Genomic DNA, 13,575 nt, shown 5'->3' on the forward strand with positions numbered 1-13,575 from the left:
GACGTCCGTCCTACGCGGAGCCCCGCCCTGTTACCTCGACTTCGCCGACACAGCTTGACAACGACTCCAGCAGCCAAACTTCCCGGCATTGGGTCTTGACCCGGTCTCCGGCCGGGCGTTGCAGCTTCGAGGGTGCGGCCACCACACACTCGATTCCGGCCGCGCTCAAGGCCCGATATAGGCCGAACCCGGTCGGTCCGGCCTCATAAGCCACCTTCACCGGCCCCGCCAACCCCGCCAGCCACGCCAGGATCTGTCCCGGATCCGGACACAATCGCTGCCTGCTCAGCTGCCCGGTCTCGTTGTCGATCCCACACGCCACCACCGACAACGCGTGCACATCCAAGCCGACACTCGTACGCTCGATACTCACCGGGGGCCTCCTGACCTGCAAATGTGGCTCTACCGAAGTGAGTTTCACCCCGGCAACCCACGCGGCTTTGCAGAACGAGGCCTCCGGCCCCAACTCAGTGGGCCCTCATACCGTCTAGTCTCGGTGGGCATGACGCATGCTCGAGATCGTCGGGGGAGGCAATCGGCTGCGTACGACCCCGCCACGGTGCCGCTACGCCCGACGAGGCCTGGCAGGTCGACGAGACCCAGCCGGTCCAGACCCCGCCCGCCCGCCGCCCGCCGCCCTTGTGAACGCCCCGAGCGAACACGCCGGGCGCTGGCGGCCGGGCGGGTGGCAATGGCCCTGCTGGCGGTCGCGGTGCTGACCGCTACCGGCGCGGCCTGGCGCAGATACCATCAGGAATTGAGCGGCCTGACCATCTCCGGTGTCACTCCGGACGGCCCCAAATCCAGCGGCAAGACCCAGAACATCCTCGTCATGGGCCTGGACAGCCGCCTCGACGAGCACGGCAATCCACTGCCCCAGGACATGTACGACGCGCTGCACGCGGGGGACGACAGCGAGGGCGGCTTCAATGCGAACGTGCTGATTCTGGTGCACATTCCGGGCGACGGCTCCAAATCCACCGCCATCTCCATTCCCCGCGACGACTACGTCACCCTTGATCCCGCGTCGTGCGCCACCTCCCCGTGCAAGGGAAAGATCAAGCAGGCGTACGGATTCGCCTACGCTCGGGCCAAGGACAAGCTCGCCGCCGCCGGGGTCAAGGATCCGCTGGAACTCGATCAGAAGTCCCGCGACGCGGGCCGCCTCGCAGAGAGCAATACGGTCGGTAAGTTCCTCGGCAATGTGCCCGTCGACCATTTCGTCGAGATCACCCTGGCTGCCTTCTTCCAGATCGCCGAGGCCGAACAGCCGATCACCGTGTGCCTCAACGAGGACACCTCCGACGGCTACTCGGGCGCCAACTTCAAGAAGGGCAAGCAGCAGATCGACGCCGCGCAGGCCATGGCCTTCGTGCGCCAGCGCCGCGACCCGGATCAGCCGCTGTTCACCGACCTGGACCGCACCCGCCGCCAGCAGGCCTTCATCGTGTCCCTGGCCCGGCAGCTGCAGGACGGCGGCACCCTCAGCAGTCCCGGCAAGTTGCGCGCGCTGCTGGATATCGCCAAGCAGAACACCGCCATCGACAGCGGCCTGGACCCACTGTCGTTCGCGCAGCGGGCCTCCGCGCTGCTCGACGACGGGCTGTCGCTGTACACGCTGCCGGTCAAGGACTTCGGCACCGACGACGCGGGGGAGTCGATCAATATCGTGGATTCGGACGAGATCAAGGGCATCGTGCGAAACCTGCTGTCCCCGGGCGACTCCGGCGCCACCACGACCACCACACCCGCGCCCGCCACCACCGCCATCCCGGATGCCACCGGCATCGTGCTGAACGTCGTCAACAGCTCCGGTGAGAACGGCCTGGCCGCCAAGGTCGAACAGGCCCTGGCCACACGGGGTTTCACGCAGGGCGCCGCGACCACCGGCGCGGCCCGCGACACCACCACGCTCACCTACGGCGCGGGCGCCGAATCCGCCGCCACCGCCCTCGCGGCCCAACTCGGACTCACCGCCACCGGTTCGGCGGCCGTGGAAGCCCAGGCCGTCCAGCTCACCCTCGGCAGCGACGCCCGCAGCGGACCCCTCGCGAATGTGCCGGTCGACCAGACCGATCCGACCACCTCGGCCACCCGCACCCGGACCCCGGCCACCTCCACCACCCCGCCCGTCCCGGTCTCGGCCACCGCCCCCGGCGCCAACGCGCCCGAGGCCACCGACCTGTCGCAGATGGATACCGGCGGCATTCCCTGTGTGAGGTAACCGAATTCGCGCATGCCCCGGGCACGGCGGGCGTAGCTTTCTTGGTGCAGGCTATGGTTCGAGGGGCGAACATGAACGATCCGCGGCGCTACGTGGTCATCGGCGGGGGACTGGCAGGATTGGCGTCGGCGGTCTGGCTGGCCGAAGCCGGGAAACAGGTCACACTCCTGGAACGGCGCGGACGCCTCGGCGGCCGCACCCACGCGCTGGAGGTCGCACCGCTGCGCGACATCCCCGACAACGGCCAGCACGTGATCGCCAGGGCTACTGAGGCCATGTGTGCAAGCTAGAAGTCGCAGTGCATGCCAGTTCGAATATTGCTGCATCCGGTCATAAACCGACGGTAAGATCGCGGGGTGCAGCTTCGGTACAACTTCCGCCTGTATCCCACAGTGGGACAACAGAAGTCGTTGGCGAAAGCATTCGGATGCGCGCGTGTGGTGTTCAATGATGCATTGCGGGTACGTCAGGCAGCGTTTCAGGCTGGCCAGCGGATCAGCGATGGCGAATTGTCGAAGCGGCTCACCGAGTCGAAACGGACCCCGGAGCGGGAATGGCTCGGGGAGGTGTCGGCGGTTGTTCTTCAGCAGGCGCTTGCCGACCTGAACACCGCCTACCGCAACTTCTTCACCTCAACGAGCGGCCAACGCGAGGGCACAAGGGTTGGACAGCCGAAGTTTCGGTCCCGCAAGGACAATCGGCAGTCGATCCGCTTCACGAAGAACGCACGGTTCGCGGTGACATCCGGCCGGAAGTTGAGGCTGCCGAAGATCGGTGATGTGCCGGTCAGGTGGTCGCGTGAGCTCCCGTCGGAGCCGTCAAGTGTGACGGTCATCAAGGATCCGGCTGGCCGGTATTTCGCGTCGTTCGTGGTCGAGGCGGAGGCGGTGACACTGCCGCGATCGCACTCCGAGGTCGGCATCGATCTGGGGCTGACGGCGTTCGCGGTGCTGTCGAACGGCAAGACGATCGAGAGCCCGCGTTTCCTGCGGCGCGCGGAACGCAAGCTCCGCAAGGCGCAAAGATCTTTGTCCCGCAAGGAGAAGGGTTCCAGGAATCAGGCCAAGGCGCGCGGGCGTGTCGCAAAGGTTCACGCCCGGGTGAAGAATTCTCGCCTCGATTGGGCGCACAAGCAGTCCACGGCGATCGTTCGCGAGAACCAAGCGATCTATGTCGAGGATCTGTGTGTCAAAGGTTTGGCGCGGACTCGTATGGCGAAGTCGGTGCACGACGCGGGGTGGGGCATGTTCGGTCGCATGCTGGAGGAGAAAGCGGCAAGATATGGTCGTGTCTTCCGCAAGGTCGACCGCTGGTTTCCGTCCACGCAACTGTGCTCGGTGTGCGGAGCATTAAGCGGGAAGAAGCCTTTGCATATTCGAGAATGGACGTGCACGTGCGGCACCACCCACGATCGGGATGTGAACGCCGCGAAGAACATTCACGCCGCTGGACGAGCGGAGTGGCTAAACGCCTGCGGAGGGACCGTCAGTCTTTCCGGCTAGCGGGAAGCAAATCCCTGTGAAACAGGAACCCACCGAGGGGCTGCGCAGCGGTCCGCTCGGAATCCCGGCCCTTCGAGGTCGAGAGGATGTCAAGAGCATCTTTTCCGATTACTCGCGTTCTGCTCGCACTGGCGGCTCCCGGAAGAAGTTGAGGATCAGCCGCGTGATGTCGGCCAGGAACCGTTCGCGGGGAATGGGCGGAGCGTCGAGCAGGTAGCGGATGGTCAGATGCTCGACCGTGCGCACCAGCATCCAGGCCGCGGCATCGGCGTCCACCTCGGCCGGAATCGGATACGGCCGCAGGGCCAGCGCCACCCGGGCCAGCTCACCGATCTGCTGCTCGAACGCCACCACCGGCCCGTCCGCACCCAGCCGCGGCGTCTGCTCGACGACTGCGCGCAGCAGCTCGCGGTCATTGCCCAGAGCATCCATCAGATACGAAATGGTTTCCGGCACCGACACTTCCGGCGGTCTGCCGATATTCGACAGCACCCGCGCCCGGACCCGCTCGGTCACCTCGCGAGTGTAGCGCTCGATCATCGTCGCCACCACCGCGTCCTTGTTCGGGAAGTACTGATACAGCGAGCCAGGGCTGATATTCGCCGCGGCGGCAATCCGATTGGTGGAGGCGCCGTCGTAGCCGTGGATGATCAGCACCTGCTGCCCGGCATCGACAATGCGGGCCACCATGGCGCGTGAGCGTTCCTGCTGTGGGGTGCGGCGCGGCGGTGGCGCAGGCGATTTCGGGGTGCGGCGTTTCGATGTCATGGCGTTCGGGGCGAGATTCGGAATGCGAATTGAATGCGAGTGAACAGTCGTGTCAGCGTGGAAACATGGTGTCACACAGCGCGGTGTCGGACCAGGGCAAGGAACCGGCGCACCCCCTTCGATGCGATCCGTTGCCGCTCGGGCCGGAAACGCTGGCCTGGAAGACCTTCGGGTCGCTGTACTTTCTGCCCAGCGCCCTGTTCGTCGGCATGGTGCAGAACATGCATCCCGGGCTCGGGGCCGGCGTGGAATTTCACTCCGAGATCCACGACGAGTTCTATCAGCGGATCCTGCGTTCGCTGTACCCGATCTACGGGGGGTGTTCGACGGCGACCGCGCCCGCGACACGGCCCGCGAGATCGTCGGATACCACCGCGACATCAAGGGCGTCAACGCGCGCGGGCGCCGATATCACGCCCTGGATCCCGGCACCTTCTACTGGGCACACGCGGTGTTCTTCGCCCAGAACCTGCGCGCCGCAGACCTGTTCATGGGCGGGCTGAGCGAGGGCGAGCGCGAACAACTCTGGTGCGAGCACTACCGCTGGTACGAGCTGTACGGCATGAGCATGCGGGTGGTGCCGCCGAGCTGGCCCGCCTTCCAACGTTATTGGCGCGACATGTGCCGCGACACCTTGGAACCGACCAAGGCCGCCCGGGATGTCTTCCATCTCGTGGACACCGTGCCGGTGCCGCCGTTCCCCCTGGTGCGGCAGCTGCCGAAACCGCTGTGGGAACACCTGATCCGTCCGGCCGGCGGACAGTTCTACCGGTTCGTCACCATCGGCCTGTGCGATCCGGAGATCCGCCACACCATGGGGTTCACCTGGACCGCCCGCAACCAGCGCCGCTTCGACCGGCTGTGCCGGACACTGTCGGCCATGAACCGGGTGACACCCGACTCGGTCAAATACTTCTTCCCCCGAATCCAGGCCGCTCGCCGCCGCGTGGCCGGGAAACGTCCCGCGTGGCTGCCGCCGCCCGAAGCGCCCGAAATGCTGTGGCCCGCCGCTGGACACCGCGCAGACCCCAAGCACTACTGCCCGGTCCACGCCGACCGCGACGCCGACTCGATCACCAGATTCCGCCAGCTGACAGGGTTTTGACGCCATGACCGAGGGTCTCGAAGCGACACCGTCGCATCCCTGCGACTACTACTACCGCCCGGGCCTGCCGCTGCGCCCGCCACCGCCGCGCGCCGTGTCCTCGGAGCTGTGGTTCGAACCGCGAAAGGCCATGCTGGGTCCGTGGATCGACGTGCGCCCCGAGCCCGCCGACACCCCGCCACGACACCTCCGCCGAAGCCGACCGCTGCCCGGTCTGATCCCCTAACCTTGCGTCCCGGCAATGCTCAGGTACACGACCATGATCGTGAACAGAAACCACGCCGCCCCCTGCCAGATCGGCCACGCCCGCTCTGCCCGCCACGCCCGGAATGCGATCACCAACGCCCCGATCCCCCCGAACAGCAAAACCCCACCCGGTCCCAGCCCCACCACAACCCGCGAGGTGCCATCACACAGACTCGACCCGGCATTCAGGCATGCAGGTCGCGCCGCCGCCCAGACCAGCACGACGACCGCGACAACCGCGGTCCCGCCGAGTACGGCCAGCACATAGGTGGTGGCATGCCGCAACATCGATGGATCGTTCCACCGCTTCTCCACGTCGTTCACCATGACCACACCACCTCCGCTCAGCGCCCGATCCGCACCCGCCGATACCACCATGGTCGTCCTGCGCGCCGCCTCCTGCCACGCCGAACACCACCTCTTCGTCCCCCTTGATTCGCTTCCTGTGAACTCCACCGGATGCTGCGGCTGAAACTCCACCGGATGCTGCCGCGCTGGCGGTGCGCAGGGTCCGTGGTCAGCGGGCGTCGGCGGCGAGCCCGAGACCCAAGCCGACGAGGATGGCGGCGAGGGTGCGTTCGATGCGGCGGCGGATTCCGGTGCGGCGCAGCCAGGTTCCGGCTCGGTCGGCGGCGAGGACCACACCGATGCACCAGGTGGTGTCGATGGCCAGCTGGATGACGGCCAGGATCAGCACCGTGGGGAGGACCGGGCCGCTCGCGGGTAGGAATTGGGGGAGAATCGTCAGGCCGAAGACCGCGGCCTTCGGGTTGGCGGCAATGGAGATCAGCGATGCCCGGAAGGCGGAGGCCGGGGTGCGGCCGCCGGGCAGGGCCGAGGTCAGCGCGGCGCCGAAAGCGTCGTCGCCCCGCGATCCGCGCCAGGCCTGGATGCCGAGCCACACCAGCACGACCGCCCCGAGCAGATGGATGCCCACATTCAGCACCCGGTTGGCCACCAGCAGTGCCGACAGCCCCGCGCCGCCCGCCAGTGTCCAGCCGAAGATGCCGATCTCATTGCCCGCCACCGCCGCCAGTCCGGCGGCGCGGCCGTCCCGCACCGACCGCTGCAGGAACAGTGCGGTCGCCGGACCCGGCAGCGCAGCCAGAATCAAACAGGCGAGCGTGAAGGCGGGAAGTACTTCGATCCAATGCGGCATCCGTCGATGCTGTCACCGCCGCCCCCGGCCCGGCCAGCGGATTCCGCCGCACGAGCCGACTTCGCACCCCATCCGGCGAGTCTCGCCACGACACGCCATCATTCGCCCAGCCGGACCCCGACCCTCGCCTGCCGCCTGCCATGTTCCAGTGCCCGCCACCTCGTCCCTTCGAACATCCGGCCTGACGCGCCGCTTCGGGAGATATCGGCCTGCTGTGCCGCCTCGGGCGCGGGCGGATCGCCACGCCGAGGCGCGGACGGAGAGTCAGCCTTGCGCGGTGGCCGGTGCGCTGCCCGCCTCGGAGAGGTAGTCCTGTCCGCCGACGTACACCGTGTGGCCGGGTGGGGTTTCGAGGGTGGTGGCGTCGGCGACGGCGGTGGCGAAGTCCTCGACGGTCGGCAGGTCGCCCTGGTCGCGCCGCGTGGTGACGGCATCGGGGTCCCGGCGTTCGAGCAGGCGCACGATGATGGTGCCGTCGATCATGTCGCCCGACACCACGGTGAAACCGATACCGCGGCTGGTGAATTCGCCGATCATGGCCCGCAGGGCATCCTCGCCGGCGCGCTTGCTCGCGGCGATGGGCTCGTAGCCGGGCGGGACCTCGCGGGTGGGGGAGAAGTGGGCCTGGTGGCTGGTGACGAAGACGATGCGACCGCCCTCGGGCAGGTGCGGCAGCGCGAGCCGGGTCAGGCGAGTCTGCGCGTCGCGGTTGAGGAGCATGGCGTAGCCGGGGGCGGCGTCGCGTTCCAATCCGCCGGAGGCGTTGAGCACCACCACATCCAGCCGGCCGAACTCGGCGATCACCCCGTCGATGAGGGACCGCGCACTGTCCGGGTCGGCGATATCCGCCCCCGCCACCGACGCGCTGCCGCCCCCAGCGGCGATCTCGGCGGCCAGGGTCTCCGCGCGTTTGCGCTTCTCGCGGTAGTTGATCACCACGTGGTCGCCTCGGGCGGCCAGCACCCGCGCGGTTTCCGCACCGATGCCGCGGGAGGCCCCGGTGATCAGGACGATGCGCCGCCCGGTATCCGTTGTCGCCATCAGCGACCTCCATCCAGTGAGTTGCTTCTAATCCAGAAGTACTAGATTGGTACTTCGAAATGAGAAGCGCAAGTCAGCCACCCCCCGCCAACAGCCGCGCCGACGCCTCCGCGACCCCGCTACTGGCCGCCATGGACCTGCTCGGCCAGCGCTGGATGCTGCGCGTGATCTGGGAACTCGAGCCCGGCCCGCTCGGCTTCCTGGAACTGCGCCGGCGCATGGGCAACTGCTCGTCGAGCATGCTGTCGGTGCGACTGCAGCGGCTGGTGGAAGCCGGTGTGGTGGACAAGAAGCCCGACAAGTCCTACGAATTGACCACTGCCGGAGTGGAATTGGGCGACTCCCTGGAACGGGTTTGGCGGTGGTCGGAGCGCTGGGCAGGTAGCCTCGAGCGCGCAGGGGGCGAGGACGAGGCGTAGGAACGGGATGAAACGCAGGTTGCTCATCGGCGGCGCGCTCACGCTGGTGGTGCTGGCCCTGATCTCCGTCGGGTTGTACACCCTGATGAACTCACGCACCTACCAGGTGGCCGGCCGCATCGTGCCGCGCGTCGACACCACCGACAAGATCGTCGCCCTGACTCTCGACGACGGCCCCAGCGAGCGCACCCCCGAGATCCTGAAAACCCTTGCCGACGTGGGCATTCCGGCCACCTTCTACCTCATCGGCGGCGAACTGGCTGCCCATCCCGGCCAGGGCCGGGCCATCGCCGCCTCCGGCAACGAGATCGGCAATCACACCTACCACCACCAGCGCATGGTCTTCGTGACCCCCGGCTTCGTCCGCGATGAGGTGGAGCGCACCGACGCCGAGATCGCGAAAACCGGCTACCGGGGCCCGATCACGTTCCGGCCGCCCAACGGCAAGAAGCTCTTCGCCCTGCCCTGGTACCTGTCCCGCCACGATCGCACCACGGTCACCTGGGACGTCGAGCCCGACTCCGGCAAGGCGCCGACCACCGACCAGATCGTGGCGGAGACCCTGTCGAAGGTGCGCCCGGGCTCGATCATCCTGCTGCACACCATGTATGCGACCGGCGGTCCCTCGCTCGCCGCCATTCCCCGCATCGCCCGGGCGCTGCAGGATCAGGGCTACCGCTTCGTCACGGTCTCCCGGCTGCTCGCGCGCTAGCGCTCAGGCCGCATCGCCGGATCCGGTGATACCGCGCCGGATCTCACCGGCCGTGTGCGCTTCGCGCGGCATGGCCCGCGCGTGCGAGGAACGCAACTGCCACGGCACACTGGTCACCATCACCCCCGGCTCGAACAGCAACCGCGCCTTGAGCCGCAGCGAACTCTGGTTGTGCAGCAGGTTCTCCCACCAGCGCCCGACCACGTACTCGGGGATGAACACGCTCACCACATCACGTGGCCGCGACTTCCGCTGGCGTTTGATCTCTTCCAGCACCGGCCGGGTGATTTCGCGATACGGCGATTCGATGACCTTCAGCGGAATCCCGACCTGGTAGGTCTCCCAGTCCTGGGCGAGGTGGCGGGTGTCGGCGTCGTCCACGTTCACGGTCACCGCGGTCAAGGTGTCGGGCCTGGTGGCGCGCGCGAACTGCACCGCGCGCTGGGTCGCCTTGTGCCAGCCCGACACCAGCACCAGCGCGTGCACCCGCCCCGGCAGCGTCTCCAGATCGTCCCGGTCGATCTCCAGTTCGGCCCGCACCGACGAGTAGTGCCGGTGGATCAGCCACATGATCGCCACCAGCACCGGCATGGCGATGACCACCAGGTAGGCGCCATGGGTGAATTTGGTGATCATGACGACCACCAGCACCACCCCGGTGAAGCAGGCGCCGAAGGCATTGATGAAGCGCGCCCGGTGGATTCGCAGGCGCTCGGCCGGGCTGTCGACGGTGCGCAGCTCCTTGTTCCAATGCCTGACCATGCCCGTCTGGCACAGTGTGAACGACGTGAACACGCCCATGATGTAGAGCTGGATGAGTCGCGTGGTGGACCCGTCGAAGGCGTAGATGAGCCCGCCGGCCACCACCGCCAGCAGAATGATGCCGTTGGAGAAGGCCAGCCGGTCCCCGCGGGTGTGCAGCTGCCGCGGCATGTAGCGCCGCTGCGCCAGGATCGAATTCAGCAGCGGGAAGCCGTTGTATGCGGTGTTGGCGGCCAGGATCAGGATCAGCGCCGTGGTCACCATCAGGTAGTAGAAGGCGACGCTGTGCCCGCCGAACACCGCCGCCGAGATCTGCGCGATGACGGTCTTCTGCGCGTCGGTCCGGCAGTCGCCCTCGAATCCGATGAGATCGCAGGTATTTTCGACCACCCGGGTCTTGGTGACCATGGCCAGCGCCGTGACGCCCGAGAACATGGCGATGGCGATGATGCCCATGGCGGTCATGGTGCGGGCGGCATTGAGCGCCTTGGGCTTCCGGAACGCGGGCACCCCGTTCGAGATGGCCTCGGCGCCGGTCAGCGCGGTACATCCGGAGGAGAACGCCCGCAGCAGCAGGAACGCCACGCCCGCGGTCGAGAGCCCGACCTGCTCGGCGTGAATCTGATAGTGCGCGCTCTCCGCCACCGGCGTGTGCCCGAGCAGTGTCTGGCCCAGACCCACCACGATGAGCACGAACACGCCGAGAACGAATCCGTAGGTGGGAATCGCGAAAGCCCGCCCGGATTCCCGGACGCCGCGCAGATTCATCGCGGTCAGGAAAACGATGAATGCGAGATTGACGGCCACCCGGTACGGATTCAGATCCGGAATGGCGGAAATGATGTTGTCCACTCCGGCGGCCACCGATACCGCGACGGTCATGACATAGTCGACCAGCAGTGCCGCCGCCACGACCAGGCCGGGCAGCGCGCCCAGGTTCTCGGCCACCACCTCGTAGGAGCCGCCGCCGGACGGATACGCCTGCACCACCTGCCGATACGACAGCGCCACCACCGCCAGCAGCACCACCACGCCCGCGGCCACCACCGGGGTGAGATGGAGGTAGGCCAGCCCGCCCAGGGTCAGAATGAGCAGGATCTCCTGCGTGGCGTAGGCGACCGACGACAGTGGGTCACTGGCGAAAATGGGCAGCGCGAGTCGTTTGGGCAGCAGGGTCTCCCCGAGCCGATCGCTGCGAAACGGGCGTCCGAGCACGAGTCGTTTGGCTACGTCGATCGGTGAAACCACGCTCGGAGCCTAGGGCGGAAAACCGCATGAATCGGAACCCCATGCCGTATGGATTTCGTAAAGATACTGAACAGTCCGGTGCTTTCTCTTGCCAGTTTCGAGACTTGTGCAGTTGATCGAACAACCACCTAGACTGTCTGGGACGTAGTCGAGGATTTATGGAGAGGTGACACGATGGGAGACCGGACGGTCGTCGCCGACGTTGCCGACGAGTTGGCACGCCGCGTGGCATCCGGGGAGTACGAGCCCGGTGGTCTGATGCCGTCCGTCCGCCAGGTCGCCGACGAATTCGACCTGAATCGTGCGACGGCGCAATTGATTCTGGGCCGCCTCGAATCCTACGGATTCGTGGACGCGTACCGCGGCAAGGGGTTCGTCATCCGAGATGTGCGCGCCGAGGGCGGTGTCGATGTGTACCGGCGGCTGTTCCGGCTGTCCATGCCGGATCCGGAGATCGCCGCGGACATGTTCGGCAATATCGTCGACGAGGAACGCGGCATCGCGCTCGAGGCGCTGCTCGCGTACACCGGCGGCGAGCGCGCCCTCGATCCGGCGGTCCTCAAGGACGAGATCGACGAACTGGAAACCCTTGCGCGCGGCGCGGACCCGGATCCGCACCGCATGCTGGGCATCGAGCTCGGGCTGCTGCGCCGGCTGCTCACCGCGCTCGGGCACACGGTGCAGCGCGCGGTGCTCAACTCCATCGGCGAGATGGTGCTGGAGGTGCCGGAGGCGGTCGAGGCCTACTTCGCGGTCTCGCCGGATCTGCACGTGCTGGTGTGGCGGGCGCTGGTCGCGGTGTGGGAGTCCGACAGCGGGCCGAGTCAGGCGCAGCTGGCGCTGTTCGAGGATCTGTTCGGCATGTACCACCGGAAGGTGGTGGCGCGCTTCGAGGAACTGGTCGGCGCGGCCGGGGCCGAGTCGGCCGGCGAGGTGGCCGCGACGGCCTGAAGGGGCTGGACCGACCCGATCACGCCCGTTTCAAATCCGACGGGTCGGTTTCGTCTCAGACAACCCCGCTTGGCAGAAATTATTGCCCGATCACGGCGTTCATGATGGTGCCCGCGCTCGTCGCGAGAATGCCGCCGATGAGCGCGCCCGCGACCTGCTTGGGTGCCTGCACCCCGCCGCCGCTCCACTTCTCCCAGGCGAAGCGGCCACCCGCGTAGGTGATGGCCAGCACTCCGGAGAGCAGCACGAACCAGGTGAAATACCGGACCAGGCGCAGCAGCTTGTCGGCCACCGGCGGCGTCTCTGGAGTCGGATCGAAGATCTGCGCGTGCTGAAGCTGCGTCAGCAACTCGTGGGCGGCAGTAAGTAACATCGCGGCGCTCTTCCACGTGATGGCATGTCCTTCTCCGGGGTACTCGCCGGAGGCGGTGCCGCGCAAGGGAAGTCGCGCTCTGATCGGTCATCGGGCGTGGACACGCGAAAGCAATAGTGCGCGCGCCCGGTGCACTCAGTCCACGTCGTTGTCCGCAGACAGATAGGCTATGGCCGCCAGATACTGCCGGCACGCGAAGTGCTGATCGTGCGCGCGCAGGATGGTGCGGGCCTGACGATAGGTGAGGGTGCGCGGTTCGACCGCACAATCACCGGGACTATCGTCGCGAGCTGCGACATCGGTGGAACGGACGAGCATCTGCGTCATGGGATGCCTCTGGCCGATTAGGGGGATGATCCACCGAGTTTAGGAGCTCGGATCGTGCAGATGCAAGCACATCTGCACGCTCGAATCCGGTGTCTCCCTGGGCGTGACCCGGTTTCTCCGCGGCAGCGACCCGGAATCTCTGCGGATGCGAACCGATGTCGCCACGGGTCTCGAATCCGCTGTCCCCGCAGGATAATCCACTGCCCTCGCAGGATGTCCGCGTCACGTGACTTTTCGGACGCATGGTTCCCGGAGTAATCGGACGAACGGGACCAACTAGCCGGGATTGTCTGAAATCCTTCGCAACTTCGCTTGGCTTTCCGGTGAACCAAGATCAAATCTGTTGTGTTGCAAAGGATGTGCCGCTCCGAGGCATCGATAGCGAGCAATCTGCGTGCTATCGTCGTGCTTGCGGTTGCAACTGTAAGTACACCTGATCGAACATTTGCAAGTACTGGGACCACCGTCTGCGGGCGGTACTGGCAAGGAGTCTGAAATGACGGACATCTCGGCAACCTCGATCGATCGCTCGAACCTGTTGTGGCGCAAGAGCACCTTCAGCAATCCCAGTGGAAACTGCGTGGAGATGGCTCCCATGGCCGATGGGCAGGTGGCCGTGCGCAATTCCCGAGACCCCGAGGGCTCGCTGATCGTGTACACGCGGCCCGAGATCGACGCGTTCCTGCGCGGCGCGAAGAGTGGAGAATTCGACGACCTCGCGCGCTGAGCGGTAGCATT

Annotated in this window: 17 protein-coding genes and 2 pseudogenes; 11 read left to right on the forward strand and 8 right to left on the reverse strand. The window is 66.7% G+C overall.

All coding sequences use genetic code 11. The annotated features are described in order from the left end of the window. Positions 1–79 precede the first annotated feature (79 nt). Positions 80–373: pseudogene (locus ACFXIV_RS23545) on the reverse strand (IS110 family transposase); the annotation flags it as partial. A gap of 318 nt (positions 374–691) precedes the next feature. Between ACFXIV_RS23545 and ACFXIV_RS23550 the strand changes: the two are divergent. From ACFXIV_RS23550 to ACFXIV_RS23560, 3 genes are all read left to right on the forward strand, one after another. Further along, complete coding sequence (locus tag ACFXIV_RS23550; protein WP_379403224.1) at positions 692–2,224, forward strand: LCP family protein; 1,533 nt, start codon at positions 692–694, stop codon at positions 2,222–2,224. A 71-nt stretch (positions 2,225–2,295) separates the two neighbouring features. After that, a complete protein-coding gene (locus tag ACFXIV_RS23555) occupies positions 2,296–2,514 on the forward strand; it encodes an FAD-dependent oxidoreductase (protein WP_379403225.1) in 219 nt (72 codons plus the stop codon). A gap of 66 nt (positions 2,515–2,580) precedes the next feature. Next, a complete protein-coding gene (locus ACFXIV_RS23560; RefSeq protein ID WP_379403226.1) occupies positions 2,581–3,726 on the forward strand; it encodes an RNA-guided endonuclease InsQ/TnpB family protein in 1,146 nt (381 codons plus the stop codon). Between the two features lie 108 nt (positions 3,727–3,834). On the opposite strand, the gene ACFXIV_RS23565 is transcribed toward ACFXIV_RS23560, so the two are convergent. After that, positions 3,835–4,494 carry a TetR/AcrR family transcriptional regulator gene (locus ACFXIV_RS23565; RefSeq protein WP_379403227.1) on the reverse strand — a complete coding sequence of 220 codons (660 nt, stop codon included), beginning with the start codon at positions 4,492–4,494 and terminating at the stop codon, positions 3,835–3,837. Positions 4,495–4,559: 65 nt separating this feature from the next. Here ACFXIV_RS23565 and ACFXIV_RS23570 point away from each other — a divergent pair. The 3 genes and pseudogenes from ACFXIV_RS23570 to ACFXIV_RS23580 form a co-directional block, all read left to right on the forward strand. Further along, positions 4,560–4,799 (forward strand): annotated as a pseudogene (locus tag ACFXIV_RS23570) (oxygenase MpaB family protein); the annotation flags it as partial. Positions 4,800–4,813: 14 nt separating this feature from the next. Then, positions 4,814–5,599 (forward strand): oxygenase MpaB family protein, encoded by a 786-nt coding sequence (locus tag ACFXIV_RS23575; RefSeq protein WP_379403228.1) that lies wholly within the window; start codon positions 4,814–4,816, stop codon positions 5,597–5,599. Between the two features lie 4 nt (positions 5,600–5,603). Beyond that, on the forward strand, positions 5,604–5,825 hold the full coding sequence (locus ACFXIV_RS23580) for a hypothetical protein (protein WP_379403229.1): 222 nt from the start codon (positions 5,604–5,606) through the stop codon (positions 5,823–5,825). Here ACFXIV_RS23580 and ACFXIV_RS23585 read toward each other — a convergent pair. Further along, on the reverse strand, positions 5,822–6,172 hold the full coding sequence (locus ACFXIV_RS23585; protein ID WP_354849816.1) for a hypothetical protein: 351 nt from the start codon (positions 6,170–6,172) through the stop codon (positions 5,822–5,824). The two genes, ACFXIV_RS23580 and ACFXIV_RS23585, sit on opposite strands and share 4 nt — an antisense overlap. On the opposite strand from ACFXIV_RS23585, the gene ACFXIV_RS23590 reads away from it, so the two are divergent. Next, positions 6,171–6,317, forward strand: a complete 147-nt coding sequence (locus ACFXIV_RS23590) for a hypothetical protein (RefSeq protein ID WP_379403230.1) — start codon at positions 6,171–6,173, stop codon at positions 6,315–6,317. The two genes, ACFXIV_RS23585 and ACFXIV_RS23590, sit on opposite strands and share 2 nt — an antisense overlap. 45 nt (positions 6,318–6,362) lie before the next feature. Here the strand turns inward: ACFXIV_RS23590 and ACFXIV_RS23595 are convergent, their stop codons facing one another. Further along, a complete protein-coding gene (locus ACFXIV_RS23595; RefSeq protein WP_379384876.1) occupies positions 6,363–7,004 on the reverse strand; it encodes a LysE family translocator in 642 nt (213 codons plus the stop codon). A 264-nt stretch (positions 7,005–7,268) separates the two neighbouring features. Beyond that, positions 7,269–8,045: an SDR family oxidoreductase gene (locus tag ACFXIV_RS23600; RefSeq protein ID WP_379403231.1), complete on the reverse strand. Its 777-nt coding sequence runs from the start codon at positions 8,043–8,045 to the stop codon at positions 7,269–7,271. A gap of 59 nt (positions 8,046–8,104) precedes the next feature. Here ACFXIV_RS23600 and ACFXIV_RS23605 point away from each other — a divergent pair, with 59 nt between their 5' ends. Beyond that, positions 8,105–8,464: a winged helix-turn-helix transcriptional regulator gene (locus ACFXIV_RS23605; protein WP_379403232.1), complete on the forward strand. Its 360-nt coding sequence runs from the start codon at positions 8,105–8,107 to the stop codon at positions 8,462–8,464. A 7-nt stretch (positions 8,465–8,471) separates the two neighbouring features. Further along, the gene (locus ACFXIV_RS23610; protein WP_379403233.1) at positions 8,472–9,176 is read left to right on the forward strand and encodes a polysaccharide deacetylase family protein; all 705 of its coding nucleotides are present in this window, start codon (positions 8,472–8,474) and stop codon (positions 9,174–9,176) included. Positions 9,177–9,179: 3 nt separating this feature from the next. Here ACFXIV_RS23610 and ACFXIV_RS23615 read toward each other — a convergent pair whose 3' ends face one another. Beyond that, complete coding sequence (locus ACFXIV_RS23615) at positions 9,180–11,186, reverse strand: APC family permease (RefSeq protein ID WP_379403234.1); 2,007 nt, start codon at positions 11,184–11,186, stop codon at positions 9,180–9,182. A gap of 174 nt (positions 11,187–11,360) precedes the next feature. Here ACFXIV_RS23615 and ACFXIV_RS23620 point away from each other — a divergent pair, with 174 nt between their 5' ends. Then, positions 11,361–12,137, forward strand: a complete 777-nt coding sequence (locus ACFXIV_RS23620) for a GntR family transcriptional regulator (protein WP_379403235.1) — start codon at positions 11,361–11,363, stop codon at positions 12,135–12,137. A 79-nt stretch (positions 12,138–12,216) separates the two neighbouring features. Here the strand turns inward: ACFXIV_RS23620 and ACFXIV_RS23625 are convergent, their stop codons facing one another. Together ACFXIV_RS23625 and ACFXIV_RS23630 are read right to left on the reverse strand one after the other, a co-directional pair. Then, entirely contained in the window at positions 12,217–12,510 is a 294-nt protein-coding gene (locus tag ACFXIV_RS23625; protein ID WP_379403236.1) for a hypothetical protein, read from the reverse strand. A 135-nt stretch (positions 12,511–12,645) separates the two neighbouring features. Then, positions 12,646–12,837 (reverse strand): hypothetical protein, encoded by a 192-nt coding sequence (locus ACFXIV_RS23630; RefSeq protein ID WP_379403237.1) that lies wholly within the window; start codon positions 12,835–12,837, stop codon positions 12,646–12,648. Between the two features lie 496 nt (positions 12,838–13,333). Between ACFXIV_RS23630 and ACFXIV_RS23635 the strand changes: the two genes are divergently transcribed. Next, positions 13,334–13,564, forward strand: coding sequence for a DUF397 domain-containing protein (locus tag ACFXIV_RS23635; protein WP_379403238.1), 231 nt, complete (start codon positions 13,334–13,336; stop codon positions 13,562–13,564). The last annotated feature ends 11 nt before the right edge of the window (positions 13,565–13,575 follow it).

Origin of the sequence: Nocardia sp. NPDC059236 (assembly GCF_042754085.1) — a bacterium.
Classification (GTDB): Bacteria; Actinomycetota; Actinomycetes; order Mycobacteriales; family Mycobacteriaceae; genus Nocardia.

Excerpts from the sequence above, each read along its gene's own strand:
- ACFXIV_RS23630 (WP_379403237.1), bottom strand. The coding sequence starts at position 12,837 with ATGACGCAGATGCTCGTCCGTTCCACCGATGTCGCAGCTCGCGACGAT.
- ACFXIV_RS23600 (WP_379403231.1), bottom strand. The coding sequence starts at position 8,045 with ATGGCGACAACGGATACCGGGCGGCGCATCGTCCTGATCACCGGGGCC.
- ACFXIV_RS23605 (WP_379403232.1), top strand. The coding sequence starts at position 8,105 with ATGAGAAGCGCAAGTCAGCCACCCCCCGCCAACAGCCGCGCCGACGCC.
- ACFXIV_RS23580 (WP_379403229.1), top strand. The coding sequence starts at position 5,604 with ATGACCGAGGGTCTCGAAGCGACACCGTCGCATCCCTGCGACTACTAC.
- ACFXIV_RS23550 (WP_379403224.1), top strand. The coding sequence starts at position 692 with ATGGCCCTGCTGGCGGTCGCGGTGCTGACCGCTACCGGCGCGGCCTGG.
- ACFXIV_RS23565 (WP_379403227.1), bottom strand. The coding sequence starts at position 4,494 with ATGACATCGAAACGCCGCACCCCGAAATCGCCTGCGCCACCGCCGCGC.
- ACFXIV_RS23635 (WP_379403238.1), top strand. The coding sequence starts at position 13,334 with ATGACGGACATCTCGGCAACCTCGATCGATCGCTCGAACCTGTTGTGG.
- ACFXIV_RS23625 (WP_379403236.1), bottom strand. The coding sequence starts at position 12,510 with ATGTTACTTACTGCCGCCCACGAGTTGCTGACGCAGCTTCAGCACGCG.
- ACFXIV_RS23610 (WP_379403233.1), top strand. The coding sequence starts at position 8,472 with ATGAAACGCAGGTTGCTCATCGGCGGCGCGCTCACGCTGGTGGTGCTG.
- ACFXIV_RS23620 (WP_379403235.1), top strand. The coding sequence starts at position 11,361 with ATGGGAGACCGGACGGTCGTCGCCGACGTTGCCGACGAGTTGGCACGC.
- ACFXIV_RS23595 (WP_379384876.1), bottom strand. The coding sequence starts at position 7,004 with ATGCCGCATTGGATCGAAGTACTTCCCGCCTTCACGCTCGCCTGTTTG.
- ACFXIV_RS23585 (WP_354849816.1), bottom strand. The coding sequence starts at position 6,172 with ATGGTGAACGACGTGGAGAAGCGGTGGAACGATCCATCGATGTTGCGG.
- ACFXIV_RS23555 (WP_379403225.1), top strand. The coding sequence starts at position 2,296 with ATGAACGATCCGCGGCGCTACGTGGTCATCGGCGGGGGACTGGCAGGA.
- ACFXIV_RS23590 (WP_379403230.1), top strand. The coding sequence starts at position 6,171 with ATGACCACACCACCTCCGCTCAGCGCCCGATCCGCACCCGCCGATACC.